The sequence below is a fragment of the Chryseobacterium lathyri genome (genome assembly GCF_019970085.1).
GTDB lineage: Bacteria > Bacteroidota > Bacteroidia > Flavobacteriales > Weeksellaceae > Chryseobacterium > Chryseobacterium lathyri.
The window spans coordinates 561,766-585,566 of sequence record NZ_JAHXYG010000001.1 but is presented as its reverse complement, the minus strand read 5'-3'; the positions used below and the strand labels follow the sequence as shown (position 1 = coordinate 585,566).

25 protein-coding genes are annotated in these 23,801 nt (G+C 37.2%); 19 read left to right on the top strand and 6 right to left on the bottom strand.

Annotation, left to right across the window (positions count from 1 at the left end; genetic code table 11):
- Nucleotides 1-71 precede the first annotated feature (71 nt).
- The 11 genes from LC418_RS02755 (at nucleotide 72) to LC418_RS02705 (ending at nucleotide 10,798) form a co-directional block, all read left to right on the top strand.
- A complete protein-coding gene (locus LC418_RS02755; protein ID WP_223558022.1) occupies nucleotides 72-1,085 on the top strand; it encodes a hypothetical protein in 1,014 nt (337 codons plus the stop codon).
- A 236-nt stretch (nucleotides 1,086-1,321) separates the two neighbouring features.
- Nucleotides 1,322-1,882 carry a Crp/Fnr family transcriptional regulator gene (locus tag LC418_RS02750; RefSeq protein WP_223558021.1) on the top strand — a complete coding sequence of 187 codons (561 nt, stop codon included), beginning with the start codon at nucleotides 1,322-1,324 and terminating at the stop codon, nucleotides 1,880-1,882.
- 69 nt (nucleotides 1,883-1,951) lie between these two features.
- Nucleotides 1,952-2,764: an N-acyl homoserine lactonase family protein gene (locus tag LC418_RS02745; RefSeq protein ID WP_111954281.1), complete on the top strand. Its 813-nt coding sequence runs from the start codon at nucleotides 1,952-1,954 to the stop codon at nucleotides 2,762-2,764.
- Between the two features lie 249 nt (nucleotides 2,765-3,013).
- The gene (locus LC418_RS02740) at nucleotides 3,014-4,213 is read left to right on the top strand and encodes a hypothetical protein (RefSeq protein ID WP_223558020.1); all 1,200 of its coding nucleotides are present in this window, start codon (nucleotides 3,014-3,016) and stop codon (nucleotides 4,211-4,213) included.
- A gap of 3 nt (nucleotides 4,214-4,216) precedes the next feature.
- Entirely contained in the window at nucleotides 4,217-4,753 is a 537-nt protein-coding gene (locus tag LC418_RS02735; protein ID WP_223558019.1) for an adenine phosphoribosyltransferase, read from the top strand.
- Nucleotides 4,754-4,770: 17 nt separating this feature from the next.
- Nucleotides 4,771-5,361, top strand: coding sequence for a Crp/Fnr family transcriptional regulator (locus LC418_RS02730; protein ID WP_111954275.1), 591 nt, complete (start codon nucleotides 4,771-4,773; stop codon nucleotides 5,359-5,361).
- A gap of 93 nt (nucleotides 5,362-5,454) precedes the next feature.
- On the top strand, nucleotides 5,455-6,087 hold the full coding sequence (locus LC418_RS02725) for a LysE family translocator (protein WP_223558018.1): 633 nt from the start codon (nucleotides 5,455-5,457) through the stop codon (nucleotides 6,085-6,087).
- Nucleotides 6,088-6,119: 32 nt separating this feature from the next.
- The gene (locus tag LC418_RS02720; RefSeq protein WP_223558017.1) at nucleotides 6,120-7,184 is read left to right on the top strand and encodes an SMP-30/gluconolactonase/LRE family protein; all 1,065 of its coding nucleotides are present in this window, start codon (nucleotides 6,120-6,122) and stop codon (nucleotides 7,182-7,184) included.
- A gap of 87 nt (nucleotides 7,185-7,271) precedes the next feature.
- Nucleotides 7,272-7,979 carry a YfgM family protein gene (locus tag LC418_RS02715; protein WP_111954269.1) on the top strand — a complete coding sequence of 236 codons (708 nt, stop codon included), beginning with the start codon at nucleotides 7,272-7,274 and terminating at the stop codon, nucleotides 7,977-7,979.
- 3 nt (nucleotides 7,980-7,982) lie between these two features.
- The gene (gene ribH, locus LC418_RS02710; protein WP_223558016.1) at nucleotides 7,983-8,501 is read left to right on the top strand and encodes a 6,7-dimethyl-8-ribityllumazine synthase; all 519 of its coding nucleotides are present in this window, start codon (nucleotides 7,983-7,985) and stop codon (nucleotides 8,499-8,501) included.
- 218 nt (nucleotides 8,502-8,719) lie between these two features.
- The gene (locus LC418_RS02705; protein WP_223558015.1) at nucleotides 8,720-10,798 is read left to right on the top strand and encodes an LTA synthase family protein; all 2,079 of its coding nucleotides are present in this window, start codon (nucleotides 8,720-8,722) and stop codon (nucleotides 10,796-10,798) included.
- On the opposite strand, the gene LC418_RS02700 is transcribed toward LC418_RS02705, so the two are convergent.
- The 3 genes from LC418_RS02700 to LC418_RS02690 are packed head-to-tail and all read right to left on the bottom strand — an operon-like array spanning nucleotide 10,788 to nucleotide 12,565.
- Nucleotides 10,788-11,915, bottom strand: coding sequence for a glutathionylspermidine synthase family protein (locus LC418_RS02700; RefSeq protein ID WP_223558014.1), 1,128 nt, complete (start codon nucleotides 11,913-11,915; stop codon nucleotides 10,788-10,790). The genes LC418_RS02705 and LC418_RS02700 overlap by 11 nt on opposite strands.
- A gap of 3 nt (nucleotides 11,916-11,918) precedes the next feature.
- On the bottom strand, nucleotides 11,919-12,245 hold the full coding sequence (locus LC418_RS02695; protein WP_223558013.1) for a hypothetical protein: 327 nt from the start codon (nucleotides 12,243-12,245) through the stop codon (nucleotides 11,919-11,921).
- On the bottom strand, nucleotides 12,245-12,565 hold the full coding sequence (locus LC418_RS02690; protein WP_223558012.1) for a hypothetical protein: 321 nt from the start codon (nucleotides 12,563-12,565) through the stop codon (nucleotides 12,245-12,247). Before LC418_RS02690 ends, LC418_RS02695 begins: the two co-directional genes overlap by 1 nt.
- A 77-nt stretch (nucleotides 12,566-12,642) precedes the next feature.
- Between LC418_RS02690 and ypfJ the strand changes: the two genes are divergently transcribed.
- Complete coding sequence (gene ypfJ / locus LC418_RS02685) at nucleotides 12,643-13,500, top strand: KPN_02809 family neutral zinc metallopeptidase (protein WP_223558011.1); 858 nt, start codon at nucleotides 12,643-12,645, stop codon at nucleotides 13,498-13,500.
- 54 nt (nucleotides 13,501-13,554) lie between these two features.
- Here the strand turns inward: ypfJ and LC418_RS02680 are convergent, their stop codons facing one another.
- Nucleotides 13,555-14,397 carry a GLPGLI family protein gene (locus LC418_RS02680; RefSeq protein ID WP_223558010.1) on the bottom strand — a complete coding sequence of 281 codons (843 nt, stop codon included), beginning with the start codon at nucleotides 14,395-14,397 and terminating at the stop codon, nucleotides 13,555-13,557.
- A 145-nt stretch (nucleotides 14,398-14,542) separates the two neighbouring features.
- Here LC418_RS02680 and LC418_RS02675 point away from each other — a divergent pair, with 145 nt between their 5' ends.
- The 5 genes from LC418_RS02675 to sufD all read left to right on the top strand — a co-directional run bounded on the left by LC418_RS02675 (nucleotide 14,543) and on the right by sufD (nucleotide 19,090).
- Nucleotides 14,543-14,872 carry a HesB/IscA family protein gene (locus tag LC418_RS02675; protein WP_111954251.1) on the top strand — a complete coding sequence of 110 codons (330 nt, stop codon included), beginning with the start codon at nucleotides 14,543-14,545 and terminating at the stop codon, nucleotides 14,870-14,872.
- 72 nt (nucleotides 14,873-14,944) lie between these two features.
- Nucleotides 14,945-16,393: a Fe-S cluster assembly protein SufB gene (sufB, locus tag LC418_RS02670; RefSeq protein WP_111954249.1), complete on the top strand. Its 1,449-nt coding sequence runs from the start codon at nucleotides 14,945-14,947 to the stop codon at nucleotides 16,391-16,393.
- A gap of 7 nt (nucleotides 16,394-16,400) precedes the next feature.
- Nucleotides 16,401-16,904 carry a GNAT family N-acetyltransferase gene (locus LC418_RS02665; protein ID WP_111954247.1) on the top strand — a complete coding sequence of 168 codons (504 nt, stop codon included), beginning with the start codon at nucleotides 16,401-16,403 and terminating at the stop codon, nucleotides 16,902-16,904.
- 18 nt (nucleotides 16,905-16,922) lie between these two features.
- Nucleotides 16,923-17,666 carry a Fe-S cluster assembly ATPase SufC gene (gene sufC / locus LC418_RS02660; protein WP_111954245.1) on the top strand — a complete coding sequence of 248 codons (744 nt, stop codon included), beginning with the start codon at nucleotides 16,923-16,925 and terminating at the stop codon, nucleotides 17,664-17,666.
- 116 nt (nucleotides 17,667-17,782) lie between these two features.
- Nucleotides 17,783-19,090 carry a Fe-S cluster assembly protein SufD gene (gene sufD / locus LC418_RS02655; RefSeq protein WP_174772313.1) on the top strand — a complete coding sequence of 436 codons (1,308 nt, stop codon included), beginning with the start codon at nucleotides 17,783-17,785 and terminating at the stop codon, nucleotides 19,088-19,090.
- 208 nt (nucleotides 19,091-19,298) lie between these two features.
- Here the strand turns inward: sufD and LC418_RS02650 are convergent, their stop codons facing one another.
- Nucleotides 19,299-20,219: a DUF3078 domain-containing protein gene (locus tag LC418_RS02650; protein WP_111954243.1), complete on the bottom strand. Its 921-nt coding sequence runs from the start codon at nucleotides 20,217-20,219 to the stop codon at nucleotides 19,299-19,301.
- Between the two features lie 225 nt (nucleotides 20,220-20,444).
- Nucleotides 20,445-21,371, bottom strand: coding sequence for a DUF3078 domain-containing protein (locus tag LC418_RS02645; protein ID WP_111954241.1), 927 nt, complete (start codon nucleotides 21,369-21,371; stop codon nucleotides 20,445-20,447).
- Nucleotides 21,372-21,625: 254 nt separating this feature from the next.
- On the opposite strand from LC418_RS02645, the gene LC418_RS02640 reads away from it, so the two are divergent.
- Nucleotides 21,626-22,393 carry a rhomboid family intramembrane serine protease gene (locus tag LC418_RS02640; RefSeq protein ID WP_223558009.1) on the top strand — a complete coding sequence of 256 codons (768 nt, stop codon included), beginning with the start codon at nucleotides 21,626-21,628 and terminating at the stop codon, nucleotides 22,391-22,393.
- A 215-nt stretch (nucleotides 22,394-22,608) separates the two neighbouring features.
- Complete coding sequence (gene dprA / locus LC418_RS02635; protein ID WP_223558008.1) at nucleotides 22,609-23,718, top strand: DNA-processing protein DprA; 1,110 nt, start codon at nucleotides 22,609-22,611, stop codon at nucleotides 23,716-23,718.
- Nucleotides 23,719-23,801: the final 83 nt, after the last annotated feature.

Here is a 23,801-nt window from a genome sequence, read left to right as displayed (position 1 = left end):
TTTTGAATTTTTGGGGTCTTCATAATAAAGATCAATGAATTATTTCAGTAAACCATAAACAAATTATCACTATGAAAAGATGTTATCACCTCTTCGCCCTGTTCATTTTTTTATTTAGCCTTATTCAGGCACAATCCATAACGTTCGTTTCCGAACAGACGAACAAACCTCTGCCTAAAGTTTCAGTCTTCGGAAAAGACGGAAGCATTCTTGCTTTTTCTGATATTGACGGTAAAATTGATAGACAGGCAATATCGCCTGCTCAGGAAAAATTTCAATTGGTTTATAATAATTTTCCCGTCGCCCTTCTCACTTTTTCGGAACTCAATCAGGATGTTATTAAAATCAATGATCAGGTTAAGGAAATAGAAACTGTGGTCATCAAGAACACGAAGCCTGCAAAATATATTATGATCAAAGGAAATTTTAATGCCTATGTAACGGTGAACAATAAACTTAACAGCTATACAGATGGAATTGTCACTTATATTTTTGACAATAAAACAAAAAAACTGAAAAGTACAAATGTTGAGCAGTATAGAGTCTTCAGATTACAAGCCAAAAATGAGAAGAAAGAAACTTCAACATGGGATTACGGCAATTCCTTACAGCTTCCGAAACTCAAAAATGTCGGAAATCCCGAAGAATACAAAACCAAAAGAAATACCATCAAAGAATTAAAAGGTGACCGCAGGGATCAGATCGAGGTAACAGGTGCTGCTCTCCAGGAAAAAGAGTTTTCTCTATTTGGGTTCAGGTTTTTTGATATCAGAACAATCCTCAATATGTCTTTCGAAAAAGGATCAGAAAAAAGCTTGAAAGATTTCCTTGAATACAATGAGGTGGCTTTTGTAAAACTTAAGCATAAAAGTGAACCTGATTATAACCAGATCATTCTCTACAATAATTTTTATCCATCAGAACTTAATTTCAGTAACGATGATGATATAGAAAAAGTGAAATTTGATAAAGAAAACAGTAACTATAAAACCCAATACTGGCAGGAGCCTTCTTTTCCAAATATGCAGACTATCTTTAGCTCTTTTTTCAAAGATGATTTGAAAGAACAGCAGAATAAGAAATAGGGAATCAAAAAATAAAAAGCATGACACACAAAAGATGGTTTTCATCAAACAGTTCAGTAAAAGTGCTGGTTAAGCAAAAAAAAATCATCTAGTGTGTACTTTTGTTTTTGTAATTTAGTAAAACCTCACTGTTTTACTTACGGTAGTAAATAATTGAAAGTTCTGGCTTTTCATTCCGCTACTCCGCAAACTGCTGGGACTTTAATGAAATTTTACAACCATTATACCTTACAAACATGAACATTGTAGATTTTTTTGAATCAAAGAACTTATTGAATGACATAGAGGCAAAAGAATTGGCAAAATGTATACGTAGAAAAAAAATTCCTAAGAAAGAATTAATTCTGAGTATTGAAAATACTTCCAAGCAGCTTTATTTTATTGAACAGGGCATAGCACGAGTATTTTATAATAAAAAAGAGAAAGACGTAACTTTATACTTCTTGCAGGAAAATATGATAGGGCTTCCCATTGAGAGTATTTTTTATCATAATATCTGTAAGTTCGGAATTGAGGCTTTATCGGAAACAAAGGTTGCGATGATTGACTATGAACAGTGGATCAATATTATCTGCAATAATGCACCCATGCAGGAATTCATTTATCGCGGAATGATTGACTATATCAAAAAATCAAATGACCGGATTTACAACCTTAAATTTCAAACCCCAAAAGAAAGATATGAAACTTTCCTACTCGAAATGCCCGATAATCTTTCAGATGTACCATTGGGAAATATCGCCTCTTACCTGGGAATGACGCAAGAGACATTAAGTAGATTGAGGAATAAAAAATAACCCGCTTTTGATTTCAATCAAAAATCTTATGCAAAAGTCATTATAAATTTACCCAAAAATAAATTCATAATGATCAAGGTACACCTATTACATTGCGGGCAGGTAAGAGTAGACAGCTCACTCCCTTTTCACGAAAACAGCATTAATCCTTTAGCCTATACCGGATTATTTAGAAGCAAAAAGCATCAGGTCTGGCTTCCTGTTTCAGTTTACCTAATAGAACATCCAAAGGGTCTTGTCCTGATAGATACGGGATGGCATTCTGATGTTAGAAACCATCAAAAAGAGCATCTCGGATTTCTGCAATATTCTGTAAGCAGAGCCTTATTACCGGATGGTGATGCTATAAACGAGCAATTAGAAAAATTAGGGTATAAAACCTCCGATATTGATTATTTAGTACTGAGCCATATGCACGCTGATCATGTAAGTGGCATAAAACTGGTAAAAGACGCTAAAAAAATTCTGGTAAGTGATTTAGAATGGAAAGAAACCCAAGACAGATCAATGCGATACGTGAAAAGTATGTGGGAGGATGTTGATTTTGAATTATTTAACTTTAACAAGACAGGAATAGGGCCGGAAGGGTTGTCTTACGATTTGTTTGATGACGGGACAGTAGTATTTGTTTCTACACCAGGTCACACAATGGGACTTGCCTCGACTATAATAAAAAATAAAGAAAATTTTGTACTCTTAGCCAGTGATGTTGGGTATGCAAAGAAATCATGGGAACAAATGATTTTACCCGGTGTCCAGGTAAATAAGCATAAAGTGGTAAGCTCATTAAAGTGGATTAAAAGTGAAAGTGAAAAACCAACTTGTATAGAAGCCATTGCCAATCATGATCCAGGCATGAAGCCTCATGTTATAGAGCTATAGAAATTCCAAAAAAATATTTTTTCAAAAACAAGAGTCATTGATTATTGAAAGTTCTCATTATCATTCAATTTAATGCTGCCCAATAATAACTTAAACCACATAAAGTCAGTTCCGGATGATCCGGGTATTTCACCATTCCCTTATTAAAAACTTTAATGATCAATTACTTTTGTTCCCCAAAAACACAAAACAAAAATAAAAACTCACTATTAATAAAGGTTTTATTAAATTTGCAATAAACAAAATAAAATGAAAAAGTTTTCTTTTCTACTTGTTCTCAGTCTGTTGCTATTTACGGCATGCAAGAAGGATCATGTAGATGCTACGAATACTAAAACGCTGCAGTCAAGTATCAATGACATGACTTCCAGCCTCTCAACCATTAAACAAATCAAGTTCAATGAAGCGCTTTATATCCTAAAGACGTTTGGTGTAGAGGCAGAAGGTGATGTAGAAGAACTTAAAGCTCTTGGAAAGCTTATCGACGGAAAAAAAGTCCCTGAAATTCTTGCGTTGGCCGATGAAGTTGCACAGAAAAACGGAATTGAATGGGCTAGTACATCCCCACCTTCTCTTGGAGAAATGAATATCTTTGGGGATGATAAAGCCAAAGAAACCGATGCGAATGATGTAAAAGCAAGCTCACTTAGCATTATCACCAGACCAACCGGCGATGACGGATCCGGAGCACCAACGGCCATTCAGATCGTACCTAGACTTGTAGATGGTTCAGGAAACCCTGTTTCATTTACCGGAGCCGGACTCGAAGCTACTTTGGAAGTATTCAGTAATGGAGTAAAACTTTCTACCGCGAAAAACCTGATGCAGGATAATAATTTTAAAGGATTCAATCTAAAATTCTCTTCAATTCCTGCAGCTAAAGTGGTAGACAATAAAATAGATATTACCGTTTCAGTAAAAACCACAGCTAAGACATTCAAAATGTCTAAGATTGGACTCGATGTCAATGCATCTGCCTTAAAAGTTCCCGCTGTGCCTAAAACGGACTCAACTTCTGTAACACAGGATCCTAATGCTGTAATCGACCCAAACAATCCCACAGCTACACCTACAACACCTACAGATCCAAATGCTACTACTACGACCCCAGCTGCTCCTAAACAGCCGGCAGCAGATCCAAAAAGTACAGTAAGCAAATTCTTAAACAGTGTAAGCTCACAAAACCTTAAGGCAGCCTATGAAACGTCAAGCAACCCTAGCTGGGGAAGCTATGAATCGTTCTCCAACCCTACTTCAGGTTTTGGATCAGTGAAAAACGTAAGTGTTAAAAACATTACCACCAATGGTACTACGGCCAACGGTGCAAGTGTAAATGTAACATACGATGTTACAGACAAGAACGGGAAAACCACTTCTTTAAAGGTAACTTTCGGACTTAAAAATGTAAATGGAGACTGGAAAATTTCCAGCTATAAAATAAACCCATAATTAATGGCTTCACAAGAACTGATTAAAAAACTGGAAGAAACTATTGAAAATGTTCCTGATTTTCCTATCCCGGGAATTCAGTTCAAGGATATTTCACCCATTTTCCTGAATCCAAAGCTATATGAAGAAGTCATTGCAGACCTTGTTGCTTTCAGCAAAGGAAAAATAGATGCCGTATGCGGAATAGAAAGCAGGGGTTATCTCTTCGGAATTGCCATTGCAGTAGCACTGGAAGTTCCTTTCATCCTAATCAGAAAAGCAGGGAAGCTACCGCCACCCATTATTTCAGAAAATTATGACCTAGAATATGGAAGTGCTATCATCGAAACCCGTGAAGGGCAGATAAAGCCGGGACAAAGAATTCTGATCCACGACGATTTATTGGCAACAGGCGGAACTACAGAAGCTGCAGCAAAACTTGTGGAAAAACAAGGGGCAACTGTTTCGCAATTCAGTTTCCTTATTGGTCTGAAAGGTTTGAACGGGGATGAAAAACTGAAAAAGTTCAATGCCGAGATCTATCATATTTTAGAATTCTAAATGATAATCAGGAAAATATGAGTTCAATCAAAATTTCCGATGCACAAGAACTGAGGGCGCATTTTGAAGAACTCATTCATTTAACTGATGAAGAATTTGCGTCCATACTTTCTTACTTCACTGTAAAAAAATTAAAAAAACATCAGTTTCTTATACAGACCGGCGATCATGTACATCATTCCTACTGGGTAAAAAAAGGGTTACTGAAAGCAACCTTTATAGATGAGAAAGAAAAAGAGCATATCATTCAGTTTGCAATGGAAAACTGGTGGATCACCGATTATCAGGCTTACTTTACCCAAACACAGGCTATTGTAAATGTTGACTGCCTGGAAGACTCCGAATTATATTGCCTGTCCTACGAAAACCGGGAAAAGCTTTGTTCTGAACTGCAGAAAGTAGAATATTTTTTCAGGAAAAAAGCGAATAGCGGATTTGTTGCCTTACAAAAAAGGATGCTTTCCTTTCTGTCAAATAATATAAAAGAACGCTACGAAATTCTTCTTTCACAGTACCCGGATCTTTTTCAACGGGTATCAAAAACCATAATTGCTTCTTATCTGGGAGTTTCAAGAGAATCTTTAAGCCGTTTAAATTCCAGATTGTGAGATACATCACAAAATAATTGTGATTTTACTCCTTTTACCTGCAATGCTATAAACTGATCTTTGTATTCAATTTTAATACAATTTAGTTTATACATGTTACCGATTACTCAACTTATTTATTTTTCATTGTCTGTTATAGTGCTGATCATTATTCCAGGCCCGACAATGCTATATCTGATTTCCCGCTCCTTACTGCAAGGGCAAAAAGCAGGAATGATTTCTCTGCTTGGAATTGTTACAGGTGATCTTTTTTACATCCTGTTATCCTCATTCGGACTTTCAGCCGCGCTTTTTACATTTCCTTTATTGTTTCATATACTAAAGCTATCCGGCGCCCTATACTTGATTTATCTTGCTTATCAGGCCGTACGAGTCCCTTCTTTTGACAGCACAAAATCACACAAAGGTTTGATAAAAGATAAGCCGCAAAAATTATTTGCCATAGGTTTGCTAACCACCATTTCAAACCCTAAAGTGGCATTGTTTTTTGTTTCTGTATTTTCACAGTTCCTGGATCCGAAATCCGGAGACATAGGACATCAGTTTTTACTTTTGGGCTCCATCTTTATTACAATCAGTCTTTTAATAAATTCTCTGATTATTTTCAGCGCCTCGAAATCAAAGATAAGGCTGAGTAAAAATCCAAAACTGATAAAGGTCCAGAACTGGACCATTGCCGGTATTTTAATGGCATTAGCAATAAAAATGGCTTTTACAGGCATATAGTACCTTCAATTATTTACATAAATATCTTCTCCATGAAAAATATAATCCTTGTTTTTGTATTATTTATACATGCAGCAGTGGGCTGCCAGAAAAAAAAAATTAATCCCATTTCACCAAAAGTTCATATGAGTCTTTTTGCAGAAAGCAAAAACCAATGGACAGGAATTGCCATTTCAAAGAACAATCGTGTTTTTGTGAGTTTTCCAAGATGGTCTGCAGACACTCCCGTTTCAGTGGCAGAAATCATTAACGGAAAAACCATCCCGTTTCCGGATGCAGCATGGAACCGATGGAATGAAAATGCAGGCAGCAAAAATCAGTTTATCTGTGTCCAAAGTGTTTACATTGACGAGCTTAACCAGCTGTGGATTTTAGACACGGGATATGACTTAAAGACAGATGCAACCCAAGGAGCCTTTTTATATTGCTTTGATCTACGAAATAATAATCTAAAAGTAAAATATACATTATCTGTTGAGAAGATCAGCCCAAAGGCTTATTTAAATGATTTCAGGATTGATAATCAAAATTATTCCGTTTATTTTACCGATTCGCAGGTTGGCGGAATTGTGATTTTGGATATGATAACTGCTGATGTAAGGAGAGTACTTTCCAATCACCATTCCACACTTGCAGAAGTAGATAAAATAGTAATCGAAGGATATGAAAGAAAACATCCGGTACATTCTGACGGAATTGCGATAGATCCTGATAAAAAACATCTCTATTACTGCGCACTTATGGGCAAAAACATATACAGAATACCGATATCATCGCTACTGAATAAAAATCTCCCCGATGGTTCACTTCAGGCAACAGTAGAAAAATATGCAGAAAGTACGGCCAATGATGGAATCATATTCGACAAAAAGGGAAATTTGTATCTAAGCAGTTTAGAGAAAAATGCCATCAGCAGAATTGATAAAAACAGAATTTTATCAGAAATCATCAGCGACCCGGGAATAAAATGGCCGGATTCTTTTGCCTTCGATAAGGCCGGAAATTTATATTTCACCATCTCACAGATCCATTTACCAAAAGAAAAAAGGACAAAATATAAAATCTTCAGATTGAAATTTTATAATAAAACAGAATAATTTTTCCGGGAATAACAATAATACTCACAAAGTATTTTGTAAATCATTCAGAAACAATTAAATTTGCATTTCAATTTTTAAAAATTTATGGCAAAATTGGGAAAGAATGCTCCAAATGAGCAAGAAGGTAAAGAAACGGTTGAGTTCTTCAAAGACCTTGACAGAGAAGCTTTAAACACTGAAAGATTCCTTGAGAAATACTCCAAGCAATTGGGTATTGTATTCGGGGTACTGGTTTTGGGTGTTTTAGGATTTTTTGCTTACAAACAGTTTGTAGTGGCTCCTAAGAATGTTGAAGCTGTAAAAAGTTTCCTCGCTGCTCAGAAAAAACAGACGGAAGGTAAAGATAAAGAAGCTTTAGGCGGAAAATCTGCAGCTAATCCAGGTTTTATAGGAACATATAACGAATATTCGAATACGAAGGTTGGTGAACTTTCTGCTTATAATGCAGGTTTATTAAAATTCAAAGAAGGAAAATTCCAGGAAGCTTACGATCTTTTAGATAAATTTTCATCTGACAACAAAACATTAATGGCATTGAAATTCGGTGCTATGGCAGATGCAAAATCAGGTCTTAACAAAAACGATGAAGCTCTTTCCTTATTAGACAAAGCGTCGACTGCTTCTGATGATCCTTATACCACTTACTATTTCACAAGAAAAGCAGGTATTGTAGCATTAGGATTAAAGAAAAATGCAGAAGCTAAAAAATATTTCTCTGCAATTGACGAGAAATACCAGGACTATGATAACGGAATGTCTGACTCTTATATTGAAATGACTAAATACTTTTAAAAAATGGCAACAGTTAATCTTTCCGATTACAAGCCACTTCATATAACAAATGCCGAAGATTTTTCTATCGGCATTGTTTTTTCTGAGTGGAATGATTTTGTAACTTACAATCTTCGTGATGCAGCCCTTGAAATCCTAGAAAAAGAAGGGGTAAAACCAGAAAACATTAAGCTTTTTCCGGTTCCGGGTGCTTTTGAGCTCAACTATGCAAGCATGCAGCTCTGCAAAGAAAGAAAATACGACGCAGTAATTGCTATCGGGTGTGTAATCCGCGGAGAGACCCCTCACTTTGATTTTGTTTGCTCAGCAGTAGCACAGGGAATCAAAGACTGCAATGTCTTAACGGACACTCCTACTATTTTCTGCGTTCTGACCGATGATAATAAAGAACAGTCCATTGCCAGAAGCGGTGGAGACCTAGGAAATAAAGGTGTAGAAGCAGCTGTAACCGCTTTGAGAATGATCGATTTTAAAAAGAATCTTTCTGATAAAAAAGGAAACATCGGTTTCGGGCATCCTTAATCTTTAATACATCTTAACAGTATACAGGACTATTTTTAATAGTCCTTTTTTATTGATATTCAGCCTACCATTACTTTTTATATTACCAATCATTCACTACATAATACGTTAAATCTTCATTAATAATTCAAAAAAATGATAAGAAATAGCATGTTTCCATTTTTTTTCATTAAAAGTTATATACAAAAACTATCTTTGCGGAAATTAATCTAACGTACATGTTTTCAAGTAAAATAAAACCATTCTTATATTTAGGGATCTTCTATCTTATCATTTCGCTTATTGTACGGATCGTGTTTTTATTTCATCCAATCACTACGGCCACTTTCGGATTTTTTGAGATCATAAAAGTCCTGTCAATCGGCCTGTTGAATGATATTTTTGTTTTTATTTTAGCCAGTACATTATTGGCCGTTTACTTTTTATTTCTATCCAATTCAAAATATAATAAGCCGTATGGATATATTATTTTTGGAGCTTTAGTACTGTTTTTTCTATACATTCTGCTCATTCCGAATAATATTTTCAACCAGTATGGAGGCTCTATATCAGAAGTCGCCTTAGCTTTTGTAGGACTCAAAACCATTTTATTTGGTTTGATGCTTTTTCTCCCTTCAAAAAGGATCAGGATCCGGAATGTTCTGTATTTCATCACACTGTTGCTGTATGTTCTTCTCATTATCTTTAACGCTGTAAGTGAATACTTTTTCTATAATGAGTTCGGGGTACGCTATAACTTCATTGCGGTAGATTATTTGATATACACCAATGAGGTCATTGGAAACATCATGGAAAGCTATCCGGTTGTTCCCCTGTTTTCTGCAATTCTTATTATTACTTTAGCCATTACATGGTTCATCTATAAAAAAACAAAAGATCAGCTGCTGGAACTGCCCGATTTTAAGCAAAAAATGGTATTGCTGGGAACTTTTATTGTTATGGTCAGCCTCAGTATTTTAGGAGTATCTTCTTTAATGCAGATCCGTTCAGACAATGTTTTTGCTGATGAGATCGAAAGCAATGGTCTTCCCAAATTCTACTGGGCCTTCACCCACAACGAGCTGGACTATTTTCAGTTTTATCCGCAAATCGCACAGAAAGAAGCTGAAAAGAACTTTTTGAGTCAATATTCCGAACCTTCATTACCAAGAAATATAATTTCAGAGCAGCCGGAACTTAAGAAAAATGTAGTTCTCATCTCCATAGAAAGCTTATCTGCAGATTTTATGGAACATTATGGGGGTACTTTAAAGATTACTCCTTTCCTGGACAGCCTGGCAGACCGCTCGATCATGTTTACCAATCTTTATGCTACCGGAAACAGAACCGTAAGAGGACTTGAGGCACTTACACTCTGTATTCCTCCTACTGCTGGAGAAAGTGTTATTAAAAGAGACGACAACAAAAATAAATTCACAACAGGAAGTGTATTCAAATCCAAAGGATATGATGTGAAATTCCTGTACGGAGGTTACAGCTATTTCGATAATATGCAGGACTTCTTTGCCGGAAACGGTTATGATATTGTTGACAGAAACAATTTTAAACCCGAAGAAATCACCTTTGCCAATGTCTGGGGCGTTGCCGATGAAGATATGGCTAAAAAAGCAATTCAGACCATGAATGCTGAGGCCAAATCCGGCAAACCTTTTTTCAATCATTGGATGACGGTTTCCAACCACAGGCCTTTTACGTATCCAGATGGAAGGATTGATATTCCAGGAACAGCAAAATCCCGTGACGGAGGGGTAAAATACACTGATTATTCACTTAGAATGTTCTTTGAAATGGCTAAAAAACAGGACTGGTACAAAAACACGGTCTTTGTGATCATTGCCGATCATTGCGCATCCAGTGCAGGGAAAACAGAACTTCCTATGGACAAATACAGAATTCCGGCGATGATTTTTTCAGAAGACTTTATCCAGCCTCAGAAGTTTGATAAGCTGATGTCTCAGATAGATATTATGCCTACCCTTTTCGGACTGCTGAATTTTAACTATAAATCCAAATTCCTTGGTCAGGATGTCTTCAAAAAAGAATTCCAGCCAAAAGCTTATATAGCCACTTATCAGGACCTCGGTTTGGTAAAAGATGGACATTTAACAATCATTTCACCGGTTAAAAAAGTAAAACAGTACTCTTTACAGCTTGAATCCAGCAGCCTTGCCCCTGAATTCAAACTCTATTATGATGAAAAGCTGATCAAGAAGCCTGAGCAGAAACTCGTTAATGATGCTATTTCCGCCTATCAGTCCACATCATTCTGGCTTAAAGAAAAGAAACTTAACCGATAAGGTGAGGAACAAAACGGCTCTGGTTATTGGTGATCAGGTGAACACTTTCCCTGATCCCGATACCGGCAGACTCCTGCCCTATTACCCAGCTGCCAATCACCGGATAATTGCCATCAAAATTGGGAAGATCAAATAATTGCTGGTAAATAAAACCTTCTTTACCATATACACCATCATTTTCCTCGACAGGAATATTATTTTTATACAAAATTACATTGGCTCCCTCTCTGGAATAAACAGGCTTTTTAGCAAAATCTTTCAGATGTTTCGGTTCAAAATAAGATTCCAACAGGTAAGGATGATTGGGATACATCTCCCAAAGGATCGGAAGAAGAGCCTTGGATGAAAGTAAAATTTTCCATGCAGGCTCAATCCATTGCGATCGGAAACCGTTTTTTACAAGTTTTTCTCCAAAACCGTCTGCAAGAATCCATTCGTAAGGATAAAGCTTGAAAATATATTCCATGATCGACCGGTCAGCTGCAATGAATTCAGAAATATCCTCAGCCCAGCCAATATCCTGAACAGGAATAAATTCCGTATCGAATCCTGCCTGAGAAGCACAGTCACGCATGTATTCCACATTGGTAACATCTTCAATATTGGTAAGAGAAGCAAAATAAATATGATGCGGGTTCATGTAATTTTTAAGATGCTTCCAGTAATCTACCAGTTTCTCATGAATGGAATTAAACTGATCTTTATAAGGAAACAGCTCCTGAAGCCAGTACCATTGTATCACCGAACCTTCATATAGTGAAGTCGGCGTGTCAGCATTAAATTCCAGCAGCTTTAAATTTTTTCCGTCAAAACCAAAATCAAATCTTCCATAGATAGAAGGATGATCTTCTTCCCAGCTTGTAACGATATAATTCCGGAACCAGTCAGGAATATTAAACTTTTCCCAAAGATTTTTTTCAATGATATGATCCACCGCCTCCAGGCACATCTGCCAGAGTTCTGCAGTAGCCTTTTCTATTGTATTAATTTCTTCTGTGCTAAACTGGTAATAATGACTTTCATCCCAATAAAGGCCATCCAGGGAGTGATACCCGAAACCAAGATTCTCTAGTTTATGCTGCCAGTTTTTTCTGAACTGTGATTGAATTCTTTCCATATTTTATGCTGATGCACTGAAACCGCTTCTTCCCAATTGCCCTCTTACTACATTTCCTTTGAAATTATTTCTTCCGATATTGGATTTGCTGCTTATCGCATCACTGTAATAACCGGCCTTCTGATAAGATCCATAGCTATAAGCACCATACGGTCTGAACGCATGATAAAGAAGGACTCCCGTCAAAAAACCATGACTCCTCGTATAAGAAGCTGTAGTGTCGGACCTCATATAGACTTTCTTTTCGGCTTTCTCTTTAGGCTTCTCCTGGGAACAGGCAGCCAATACACCCGTTACGAAAAGTAATTTTATAGAACTTGACTTTTTCATTATTGAACCGTTATAAAAAATTCATAGTCTTTTTTCGTTTTGGCAATATGGTTATAGCCGTCACTGTCTTCTCCTCCTACAAGAGTGTCGCCCAAAGCAGGAATGGTATCTTTTTTAATGATCTCTTTAAAAAGCTTTTTATTTTTCCAGATCTTGTGTTTAGTAATAAGAACATCAGCAGTATCCAGGTGCTCAACAGAAAGTACTGTTTCAATAGAGCCAGTCTTATCTACACTGTTTACTTCATCTTCTTTTTCTTTTTTACATGCTGTAAGTGCCATGATCCCAACAGATAACAGGCAAAGTTTAATTTTTTTCACGTCGGCTGTAATTTTTCACAAAAGTAGTAATTTAGTAATGATATTATTTTAAATTTACAGGGCAAAAAAAATTTGTTATGAAATGGACAGACGATAGAAGCGACAACGTAGACGACCGACGAGGATCCGGCGGAGGTGGCGGAGGCGCTCTTGTAGGTGGTGGATTGGGAACCCTGATCATTGCCGCAATTATATTCTTTTTGGGCGGAGACCCTTCATCTTTACTTTCTTCCGGAGGAGGCAGTTCTACTCCCACCGAACAGAGAGAATTAAGTGCCAATGAGCTTCAAATCCGTGAATTTGTTAAGATGGTCACTGCCGAAAATGAGCAGACCTGGACTAAAATTTTTGCTGAAAACGGAATGCAATATCAACCTGCCGTAGTTGTCTTATTTGAAAGTACAACGCAATCCGGTTGCGGAACAGCCCAAGCTGCCATGGGACCTTTTTACTGTCCTGCGGATCAAAAGGTTTATATGGATATGAGCTTTTTTAAAGAGCTTCAACAGCAGTTTGGCGCACAGGTTACGGAATTTTCCATTGCTTATGTAATGGCTCACGAAATGGGTCACCATGTACAAACCCTTTTAGGAACTACTCAGAAAGTAGATGCCTTAAGAAGAAGCGGAAGATATTCTGAAGCAGATTTAAACAGGGTTTCAGTAGCTACAGAGCTACAGGCAGATTTCTATGCGGGTGTTTGGGCTAAGCAGACAGACAGCAGGGAACATATCCTGGAACCGGGTGATATTCAGTCTGCCATAGAAGCAGCTGAAGCCGTAGGCGATGACAATATCCAGAAAAGATCTCAGGGTTACGTTAATCAGGAGAGCTTTACCCATGGATCATCTGCACAGCGTAAAGAATGGTTTATGAAAGGGTATAATACCGGAGACATCAAACAGGGAGATACTTTTAATCAACTTTTAAAATAAATCCTTCTTTATATAATTAAAAACCCCTGAAGAAATTCTCCAGGGGTTATTTTTTTATTGCAATTCAATCGGGTTGCTGTTTTTCTTCGCTTCCTCTTTCACTCTCTCTTCCATTCTCTTCCTCATATCAGCTGGATTCTGATTTCCACCTCTTCCTCCGCCAGCTCTCGGTGGCGCAGGAAAGCCTCCTCCACCACCACTCTGCATGAATGACATCGGATCTGTTTTAAATTTTTCCTGCTGTTTCAGGTAATCCGATCTTTTTACTTTCAAAGTATTTCCAAACTGGTTCAAAGTTACGATTTCAGCAATTTTATAATTCTTCATTAAATCAAAAGAATAATCACCTTTATCATCCTCTACTTTCACAATCAGCCCAGGCAGCCCTCCAAACTTATACGGTCCATCCTGATATGGCAGATCTGTAGTAAACCAGGCTGTCCATGTCCTTCCGGCAAAATCTGTTGTTGCTTTCTGAACTTTATAATCTCCTATCTTCGTTGTTTCAGAAGACATTTTCCAGTTCAAAGGACGATCTTCCTCATAAACGTAGACGTCTCTGCCTATTCTGTCCTTAAAGTAGGTCTTTTGGCTGGCCTTATCTTTTTCTACAGAATAATTGATATTGGTTCTTACCCCTTCCATCTGCTCCCTGCTCACGGAACCTCTGCCTCCTCCGCCCTGGAAAGCTTTCTGCAGGATAGAATCTCTCTTATATCTGTTTTCTGAATAAAAAAGAGACTTTTCGGCGGAAATATCTAAATATGCATTTTCAGTTTTAATATCGCTTTTATTTTCTGCATCCGGTTTCATGGTAACCTGATATACAAACCGGTTGTTCTGTGCAGAAATATGCTGCATAACCAGCGCTAAAGCAATGATGCCAATTTTTTTCATTATAGAATAAATTTATTGTTTGGATTTCAAAAGGTTAACAAAGTTAAGCCATCAATAATAAAAATCGATAAAATAAAATTCCGGATTTTTATTTCCTAATTATTGTACGTATTTTTGCATAATTAAATCATTCTAAATAAATACAATGATAAAAGTATCAGATCAAGCAAAAGCAAAAGCCATTCAGCTGATGACAGAGGATGGTTTCAACGCTGCTGAGGATTATATAAGAGTAGGGGTAAAAAGTGGAGGATGCTCTGGTTTAGAATATGTTTTGGGTTTCGACAATAAAAAAACAGATGCAGATCAGGTTTTTGAAGATAATGAAATCAAAATTGTTGTAGATAAAAAATCTATCCTCTATTTAGCAGGAACAACTCTTGAATACTCAGGAGGATTAAACGGAAAGGGGTTTGTTTTTAACAATCCTAATGCATCCAGAACGTGTGGTTGTGGAGAGAGTTTTTCTTTATAGAAAAGACATTAGACACTGGATATCAGACCTGTTTCTGAGATTTTAAGTCTAATATCTGAAATTAAAAAAACAATGAGTAAATATACTGAAGACGATTTAAGAGTCGATCTAGAAAATAAAAAATATGAATTCGGGTGGGAAACGAAGATCGATTATGAAGAGTTTCCAATCGGTTTAAACGAAGATATTGTCCGTGCGATCTCCGCGAAAAAAGAGGAGCCGGAATGGATGACAGAATGGCGTCTGGAGTCTTTCAGAATCTGGCTGAAAATGGCAGAGCCTACCTGGGCAAATATTAAATATGAAAAACCTGATTTTCAAGCTATTAAATATTATGCCGCACCGAAAGCGAAACCAGAATTGGAGAGCTTAGATGAGGTAGATCCCGAATTGTTGGCCACTTTTGCAAAATTAGGAATCAATATCGAAGAACAAAAAAGACTTTCAGGAGTTGCAGTAGACATCGTAATGGATTCCGTTTCTGTGAAAACCACTTTCCAGGATACCTTAATGGAAAAAGGAATTATTTTCTGTTCTATTTCAGAAGCTATTAAAAACCATCCTGATCTAGTAAGAAAATACCTTGGAAAAGTAGTTCCAAGAGGAGATAATTTTTATTCAGCACTGAATTCCGCAGTATTTTCTGACGGAAGTTTCTGCTATATTCCAAAAGGTGTAAGATGCCCGATGGAGCTTTCAACTTATTTCCGTATCAACCAGGCAGGAACAGGCCAGTTCGAAAGAACGCTTGTGATTGCTGACGAAGGAAGTTATGTATCTTACCTTGAAGGCTGTACTGCCCCATCAAGAGACGAAAACCAGCTTCACGCAGCTGTTGTTGAATTGATTGCAATGGATAATGCCGAAATTAAATATTCTACTGTTCAAAACTGGTATCCGGGTAATGAAGAAGGAAAAGGTGGGGTGTTCAATTTTGTAACAAAAAGAGGACTTTGCGAGAAAAATGCAAAAATCTCCTGGACGCAGGTTGAAACAGGATCTGCCGTAACATGGAAATATCCGTCTTGTATCCTGAAAGGAGACAATTCTATTGGTGAGTTCTACTCTATTGCAGTAACCAACAATCACCAATATGCAGATACGGGAACAAAAATGATCCACATTGGGAAAAATACCAGATCTACGATCATTTCAAAAGGTATTTCTGCAGGAAAATCTCAGAATTCATACAGAGGACTGGTAAAAGTAATGCCTTCAGCAAAAGGAGCAAGAAACTTCTCCCAGTGTGATTCCCTGTTGATGGGTAATGAATGCGGTGCGCATACCTTCCCTTATATTGAAATCAAAGATCCTACTGCCCAGCTGGAACATGAAGCTACTACTTCAAAAATTGGAGAAGATCAGATCTTCTACTGCAACCAGAGGGGTATTGATACAGAAAGAGCTATTGCATTGATTGTAAATGGTTTCAGTAAAGAAGTATTGAATAAGCTTCCAATGGAATTTGCAATTGAGGCTCAGAAATTATTGGAGATTTCTCTTGAGGGTTCTGTTGGATAATTTGAGGATGGAAACTACAGAAAACCTAATTTTAAGAAAACCTGAAAATGATGATTTTGAAAGGTTTTTTGAAATTAACAGAGATCCACAGACCAATCTGTATAACCCAAGTGGACCAATGAACATTGAAAAAGCAGAAGGTACATTCAAAAGAATGCAGGAACATTGGGATCAATATAATTTTGGAGGCTGGACCATTATAGCAAAAGAAAACAAGAGTATTATTGGCTTTGGAGGCTTGAGCTATAAAATGTATGGAGAGGAAGAAAAACTAAATCTCGGATATCGCTTTGCTGTTGAAGCATGGGGAAAAGGATATGCAACAGAGTTCACAAAGAAAGCTATAGAATTTGGATTTACCAGTATCAGTAAAGAAGAGATATTTGGAATTGTTCGTCCTGACAATATAGCTTCTGTTAAAGTTTTGGAAAAGGCAGGTATGATACGTATAGGAAAGCTTAATGATGTTCCCGGTCAGCCTGAAAGTTTAGTATATAGAATTCAAAAATAATTTGTTTAGCAAATAAAAATGTTAGAAATAAAAAACTTGCACGCCAAAATTGAAGATGGCGCAGAAATTTTAAAAGGTATTAATCTTGAAATAAAACCGGGAGAAGTTCATGCCATCATGGGACCTAACGGAGCTGGAAAATCTACTCTTTCTTCTGTGATTGCAGGAAAAGAGGAGTATGAGGTAACGGAAGGTGAAATTCTTTTTCAGGGAGAAAACATCGGCGAAGATGCTCCTGAAGACAGAGCGCATAAGGGGATCTTCCTTTCTTTCCAGTATCCAGTGGAAATTCCGGGAGTTTCTGTAACGAACTTCATTAAAGCTGCTTTAAACGAAACAAGAAAAGCAAACGGACTGGAGGAAATGCCGGCAAAAGAAATGCTTGCCCTTATCCGTGAAAAATCCGAGCAATTAGGTATAAAAAAAGATTTCCTTTCAAGATCACTGAACGAAGGTTTCTCCGGGGGTGAAAAGAAAAGAAATGAGATCTTCCAGATGATGATGCTTAATCCTAAACTGGCTATCCTTGATGAAACAGATTCAGGATTAGACATTGATGCATTAAGAATTGTTGCAGACGGTGTAAACACTTTTAAAAACGAAGGAAATGCAGTTCTTCTGATCACTCACTATCAGAGATTGCTTAATTATATCCAGCCTGACTTTGTTCACGTTCTTGCCAATGGAAAAATCATCAAAACCGGTGATAAATCTCTCGCTTTAGAACTTGAAGAAAAAGGGTACGATTGGCTTCTTAACTAAGAAGCAACTCTTTTCAGCAGGGATTTTATCAATCCTTTCTGAAGATGCGGAAAAACCGCAGTAAATAGTATTATTTCAAATATATAAAATAAGGTGTGATGGCCGAAATATCAGTAATGGCTTTATACGATCAGATTATTGACAATCACGGTGAATTTTTGGAGAGCCTTCGTCACAGATTTCTGGATGAAGATAGAAAAACTGCTCTTCAGAATTTCGAAAACTTAGGTTTTCCGACAAAAAAAGACGAAGAATATAAATATACCAGCATCAAAGAGATCACAGAGAAAAACTATAATTTTTTCCCTAAGGAAAGTCATAATATTACCAAAGAACAGCTGGATCAGCTGCATTTAGGTGAAGAGAATTTTGACTGGATCGTTTTTGTAAATGGTAAACTTCATAAAGAACTTTCAAAAGTTTCTATTGAGAATGTAGAATTTCTTTCATTCAACTATGCGTTGAATGATGAAAAACATAAGGAAGTATTTGATAGGTATTTCAATACCATTGCTTCTAAAGACACTGCTTTTACGAACTTAAATCTTGCCTATTGCAAATACGGTTTCTTCCTAAAAGTTCCGAAAAATGTAGTGATCGAAAAACCGATCCATATTTTCTACATCTCTCAAAATCAGGAAGAAAACACATTCTACAATACAAGAAACTTACTGATTGTAGAAGAAGGAGCAAAAGTTGAGGTTATAGAAAGTCACCATAATTTTGACAGTACGTATGTACTGACGAATTCTGTGACGGAAATCTTTACGTATCCCAATGCAAAAGCAGACTGGCATAAGCTTCAGAATGACAACAATACATCTTATCTGATCGACAGCACTTTTGCAAGACAGGAAAAAGACAGTTTAACTACTGTAAATACTTTCTCTTTCGGAGGAAAACTGGTAAGAAACAACCTGGATTTCATTCATAACGGAAGCAATATCAATTCGTTTATGAACGGGATTACGATTATTGGAAAAGATCAGCTGGTGGACCACCATACAGCAGTTCACCATAATTTCCCGAACTGTGAAAGCTACCAGAACTATAAAGGTATTTTCGACGGAAATGCGCACGGTGTTTTCAACGGAAAGGTTTTTGTAGATAAAATTGCCCAGAAAACCAATGCTTATCAGCAGAACAATAATGTATTGCTAAGTGAAGGAGCGACCATTGATACCAAACCTCAATTGGAGATCTTCGCAGATGATGTGAAATGTTCTCACGGCTGTACAGTAGGCCAGCTTAATGAAGATGCATTATTTTATTTAAGAGCAAGAGGAATTTCCAAGAAAGAAGCTCAGGCATTGCTTTTATATGCTTTTGCCAATGATGCCATGCAGAACATCGACATTGAACCGCTTAAAGAAAAAATCTCAAAACTTTTAGCTGAAAAGCTTCAGGTTGATATAGAATTTTAAGACTAATATAAATTGATACCAAAAAGCACTTCCATCCGAAGTGCTTTTTTATTAGGTAAGATGGGAGTTTGAAGCTTGAAGACGGAGGTTATTCAAGTCGAACCTAAGCTTTTGTTCTTTTCAAGAGATAATTCATTTATTATACTGTCAGAAACTATAAGCCTACTAGTACTTCCGGCCTCCCTCCTTTGTCTTCCTACCGTCTTATTTATTTCAGCCAGGACTGATTATCTTTCTTATCGGAACGTTTCTTTCCATTATCGATATTATACGCAAATCCTACTCCTAAAGTCTGCTTAAGCTGCGTTTTTTGGATTTGATTGTGGTCGTATAACAGATCCAGCGTAATATTCGTCGAAATAAACTTGTTGATCTTCATATTAAGGATTCCGCTGTACCCCAGGACCAGATGATCAGGGTGGTCAAGATAGTTTGAAAATACCGACGCTGTATTGGTCAGGTTAATATTTTCCATGATCTTGATCTTATAGATAGCCGTACCCAGGAAACCGAACTGGAACAGAGAAGAATCTCCGTCATTCTTAAGTCCATAAGTTCCTGCGGTCTGGAGATCTTCGTCCAATACAAATGTCCATCTTGCATTGGCAGGGCGAAGTGTCATGGTAAAGTTGTCATTGGGTCGATAGGTAACACCGGCACCAATATTGAGATATCCCGGAGCCATAAAATTGGAGATCTTTTTGGCATCAGGATTATTTCCGTCTTCATAACCTCCGGCAAATTGCGTCTGAAGGCCTATACCTCCTGAAAGATACCAGTTCTTGGCAAACTCACGTCCGTAATTGGTTGACAGATTAATCACATCCTGTGTTTTTCTGGTTCCGATGCCTTTTGTGTTATTCTGCCCGTATCCCAGGATGATGATATTTTCCCAGAGATCCTTCCCTTTTTCATAAGTAAGGTTATAATTAACTCCGGCAAGCCATCCGACATTGTTGGCTCCTCCACCAACCCAGTTTGAGAATGCAGCCTGATTGAGCATTAATGTATTTTGTCCCTGGACAGACCACGCTTTTACGGTATCTGTTTTAGCAGCATCAGTTCTGACTTCCTGAGCCATTGTGGTGATTCCGGCAGAAATGGAAACGGCCAATAAAAGTTTTTTCATAGATAAGGATTTTCGTTACAAAAATATACATATAATTTTTGTTAAAAAACTAATCACTCCTATTTGAAATATTAAATTAGTATTTATTGCATTAGAAAACAGCAAAATACATCTTGGAAATAGACGTGAAAAGCAAAAATGAACTTATCTCTACTTAAAATTATATTTTTCTGCAAAAAAAGCGCCTCATATTGAAGCGCTTTCCTATTGAATGAATTTAATAATCTATTTTTTTATCCACCACTGACTGTCTTTACGGTCAGAGCGTTTTACACCATTATTCAAAGTATAGGCAAATCCTATCCCAAGCGTTTGCTTCAACTGTGTTTTCTGGATCTGGTTATGATCGTACAGCAGATCCAATGTGACATTAGATGATATGAATTTATTGACTTTGAAGTTTACAACAGCTCCATAAGCAAGCACCAGCCGTTCCGGATGGTCCAGATAATTGGAGAATACAGAGGCAGTATTGGTTATATTAATATTCTCCATCAGTTTTACTTTGTATAAAGCTGTTCCCAGAAAACCGAACTGCAAAAGTGAAGTATCTCCGTCATTTTTCAAACCATAACTTCCTGCGAACTGCAAGTCTTTATCCAGAACGAAAGTCCATCTGGCGTTGATAGGACGCATGGTTACCGTAAGATTGTCATTAGGTCTGTATGTGATACCCATACCAAGGTTCAGATAACCGGGAGCCATAAAATTGGATATTTTTTTAGCCGCCGGATTATTCCCGTCTTCATATCCTTTATAAAATTGTGACTGTAATCCCGCCCCTGCAGAAAAATACCAGCTATTCGAAAATTTCCGCCCATAATTGGTGGAAACATTCATTACATCCTGTGTTTTCCTTACGCCAAGCCCCTTAGTATCATTCTGTCCATAATCCAGGGCAATAATATTTTCCCAGAGGTCATTATCTTTTTCATAAGTTATATTGTAATTTACTCCGGCCAGCCATCCCACATTGTTGGCTCCTCCACCAACCCAGTTTGAAAAAGCAGCCTGATTGATCATCAGAGTATTTTTCCCTAGTACCGACCAGTATTTTACCGTATCTACGACTACTGAATCTTTTTTCAATTCTTCTTGTGCACTTGCATAAATCCCCATAGAAAAGGAAAGAATCAATAAAAACTTCTTCATTATTTTACATGATTTTCATTACAAAAATATTAATATAATTTTTAAACGTGAATATTGGCCTATAAAAAGCCTTAAACAGATTAAAATCTCTTCAACATCCAAAAACAGGCCAGTTTAATACATTCAATGTCAAAATATTAGGTTTAGAATATTAAAATACAAACCTTTTGTCTTAAAATAAACACTACTCGTTGAAATACATCGACAAAATTTCCGAAATTTATCATTGGCTTTTGATTTGACGTACCATCGACATGTTTAAAAATATAATTTCCAAAAGAGCTGTTATAACCCCCTTGCTGATGCTTTCGGCCATGTGGTTCGGTTACTTTCTGCAGATGCAGGGCTTTTTTCAAAGCTGCTTTGGAGCTATAATACCTCTATTGCCGGAAGGCTTACTGGGAATCATTACCTCCCCCCTTCTGCATGGAAATATTGATCATATCATAAGCAATTCTATCCCGGTAGCTGTTCTTCTGTTTCTTTTATACCAGTTCTACCCTTTAGTTGCCAACAAGGTCTTTATTATCGGCTGGCTGGCTACAGGATTGCTGGTATGGCTGCTTCCACCGATAGATATCCTCACCGGCGATTATATGTATACCTGTACCATTGGAGCCAGCGGCGTGGTATATGTCCTTGCCTTCTTCCTCTTCTTCAGCGGAGTTTTCAAATGGAATATGAAACTTCTTACTATCTCGCTGCTTGTAGTTCTGTATTACGGCAGTTTAATCTGGGGTATGTTTCCGGAGGAATTATTCTACAATCTTCAGGAACCGAGTAAAATATCTTGGCAGGCCCACCTTTCAGGAGCTGTTGTGGGGAGTATTATCGCTTTTGCCTTTAAAAATGTGGGCGACAAGAAAAAGAAATATATCTGGGAATTCCCAAACTATTACAGCGAAAAAGACGATAAACTATGGCAGGAGTACAAAGAAAATCATCCGGAGGACTTTATGGAACTGCCTTATAAAAAAAGAGATGATATCTGGGATCATCTGGATGAATTAAGAAAAAAATAAAATGGAACTGGAAGCTCGGAGAAGGGAGGTTGGAAGTTACTATTAGACTTAGTATTTCTGAAAGTTATCGAAAGTTCTGGTGAGCCTATTAAAAAAAGTAATAAAAACAGGCCTGTGGCTATTCATTAGGTGATCAATAACTCCCCTCTTCAAACTTCAGGCTTCATGACAATATTCAACTCGGGTTATTTTATTACATTTGAAAAAAAACACACATGATCACTGAAGAGCATCTGTATGCAATCGCCCTACGCGAATGCAGCCTGATAGGAGACATTAATTTTCAAAAACTTATCCGGACCTTTGGAAGTGCTGAAGAAGCCTGGAAGAAAGCAAAAAGGGAATTCAGCAAAACAGATGGCGTAGGAAAAAAGACTGTAGCCGATATCGGAAATGAAGAATATCTGAAATTTGCAGAAAACGAGATCAAATTCTGCGAAAAGAACAATATCCAAATCAGGCTGCGACATCTTAAAGAGCTCCCTTATCTGCTTAATGAATGCGATGATGCTCCTGCAATTCTCTATCAAAAAGGAGATTTTGACGATTCCTTACAGAAGATCAGTATTGTAGGAACACGGAATATGACTTCTTACGGCAAGGAGTTCATCGGAGATTTCTTCGAAACATCAAAGTCATCTAAATATATATCCGTCAGTGGATTAGCTCTTGGTGTTGATAAAGAGGTTCATGAGCAGTCTATTCAGTTTAAAATCCCTACCATGGCCGTTCTTGCTCATGGCTTTCATACGCTGTACCCTCCAAAAAACAGGAAACTGTCTGAAAAAATCCTGCAGGAAGGTGGTACTTTAGTAACAGAATTTAATTCTTCACGAAAACCGGACCGGGAAAATTTCATTCAAAGAAACAGAATCATAGCCGGAATTTCTCCTTCAACGATAGTAGTAGAAACTGGATTTGGTGGCGGGTCAATAAGTACTGCATCTTTTGCCAACGACTATAACCGTGAAGTTTTCGCCCTTCCCGGAAAGATTACGGATCTATACAGCCAAGGGTGTAATCAGCTGATTTTCCAGAATAAAGCTGCATCTATTTCCACCGTTAAGAGTCTCATAGATTCAGTTGGACTTAATCATTCAAAAGAGAAAGTCGCAGAACTGTTTCCCTATAGTGAAACAGATATACAACTTACTGACAGTCAGGAAAGCATATATCAGTCAATAAAAGCCCACCCTCAGGTATCTCTGGACGATCTTGCGCAGATGATTTCGGTCCCGTCTTATAAAATTCTTCCTATAATTTTAGAATTGGAGCTTTTGGGGAAAGTAAAATCATTTTCCGGGAGGCAATTCGTAGCAATTTGAAAATTAACGATTTCTTAATATTGCATTATTTGAGACGTAACTTTTAATTTTTAATAAAATTTGATCACAAATTATCAATTTAA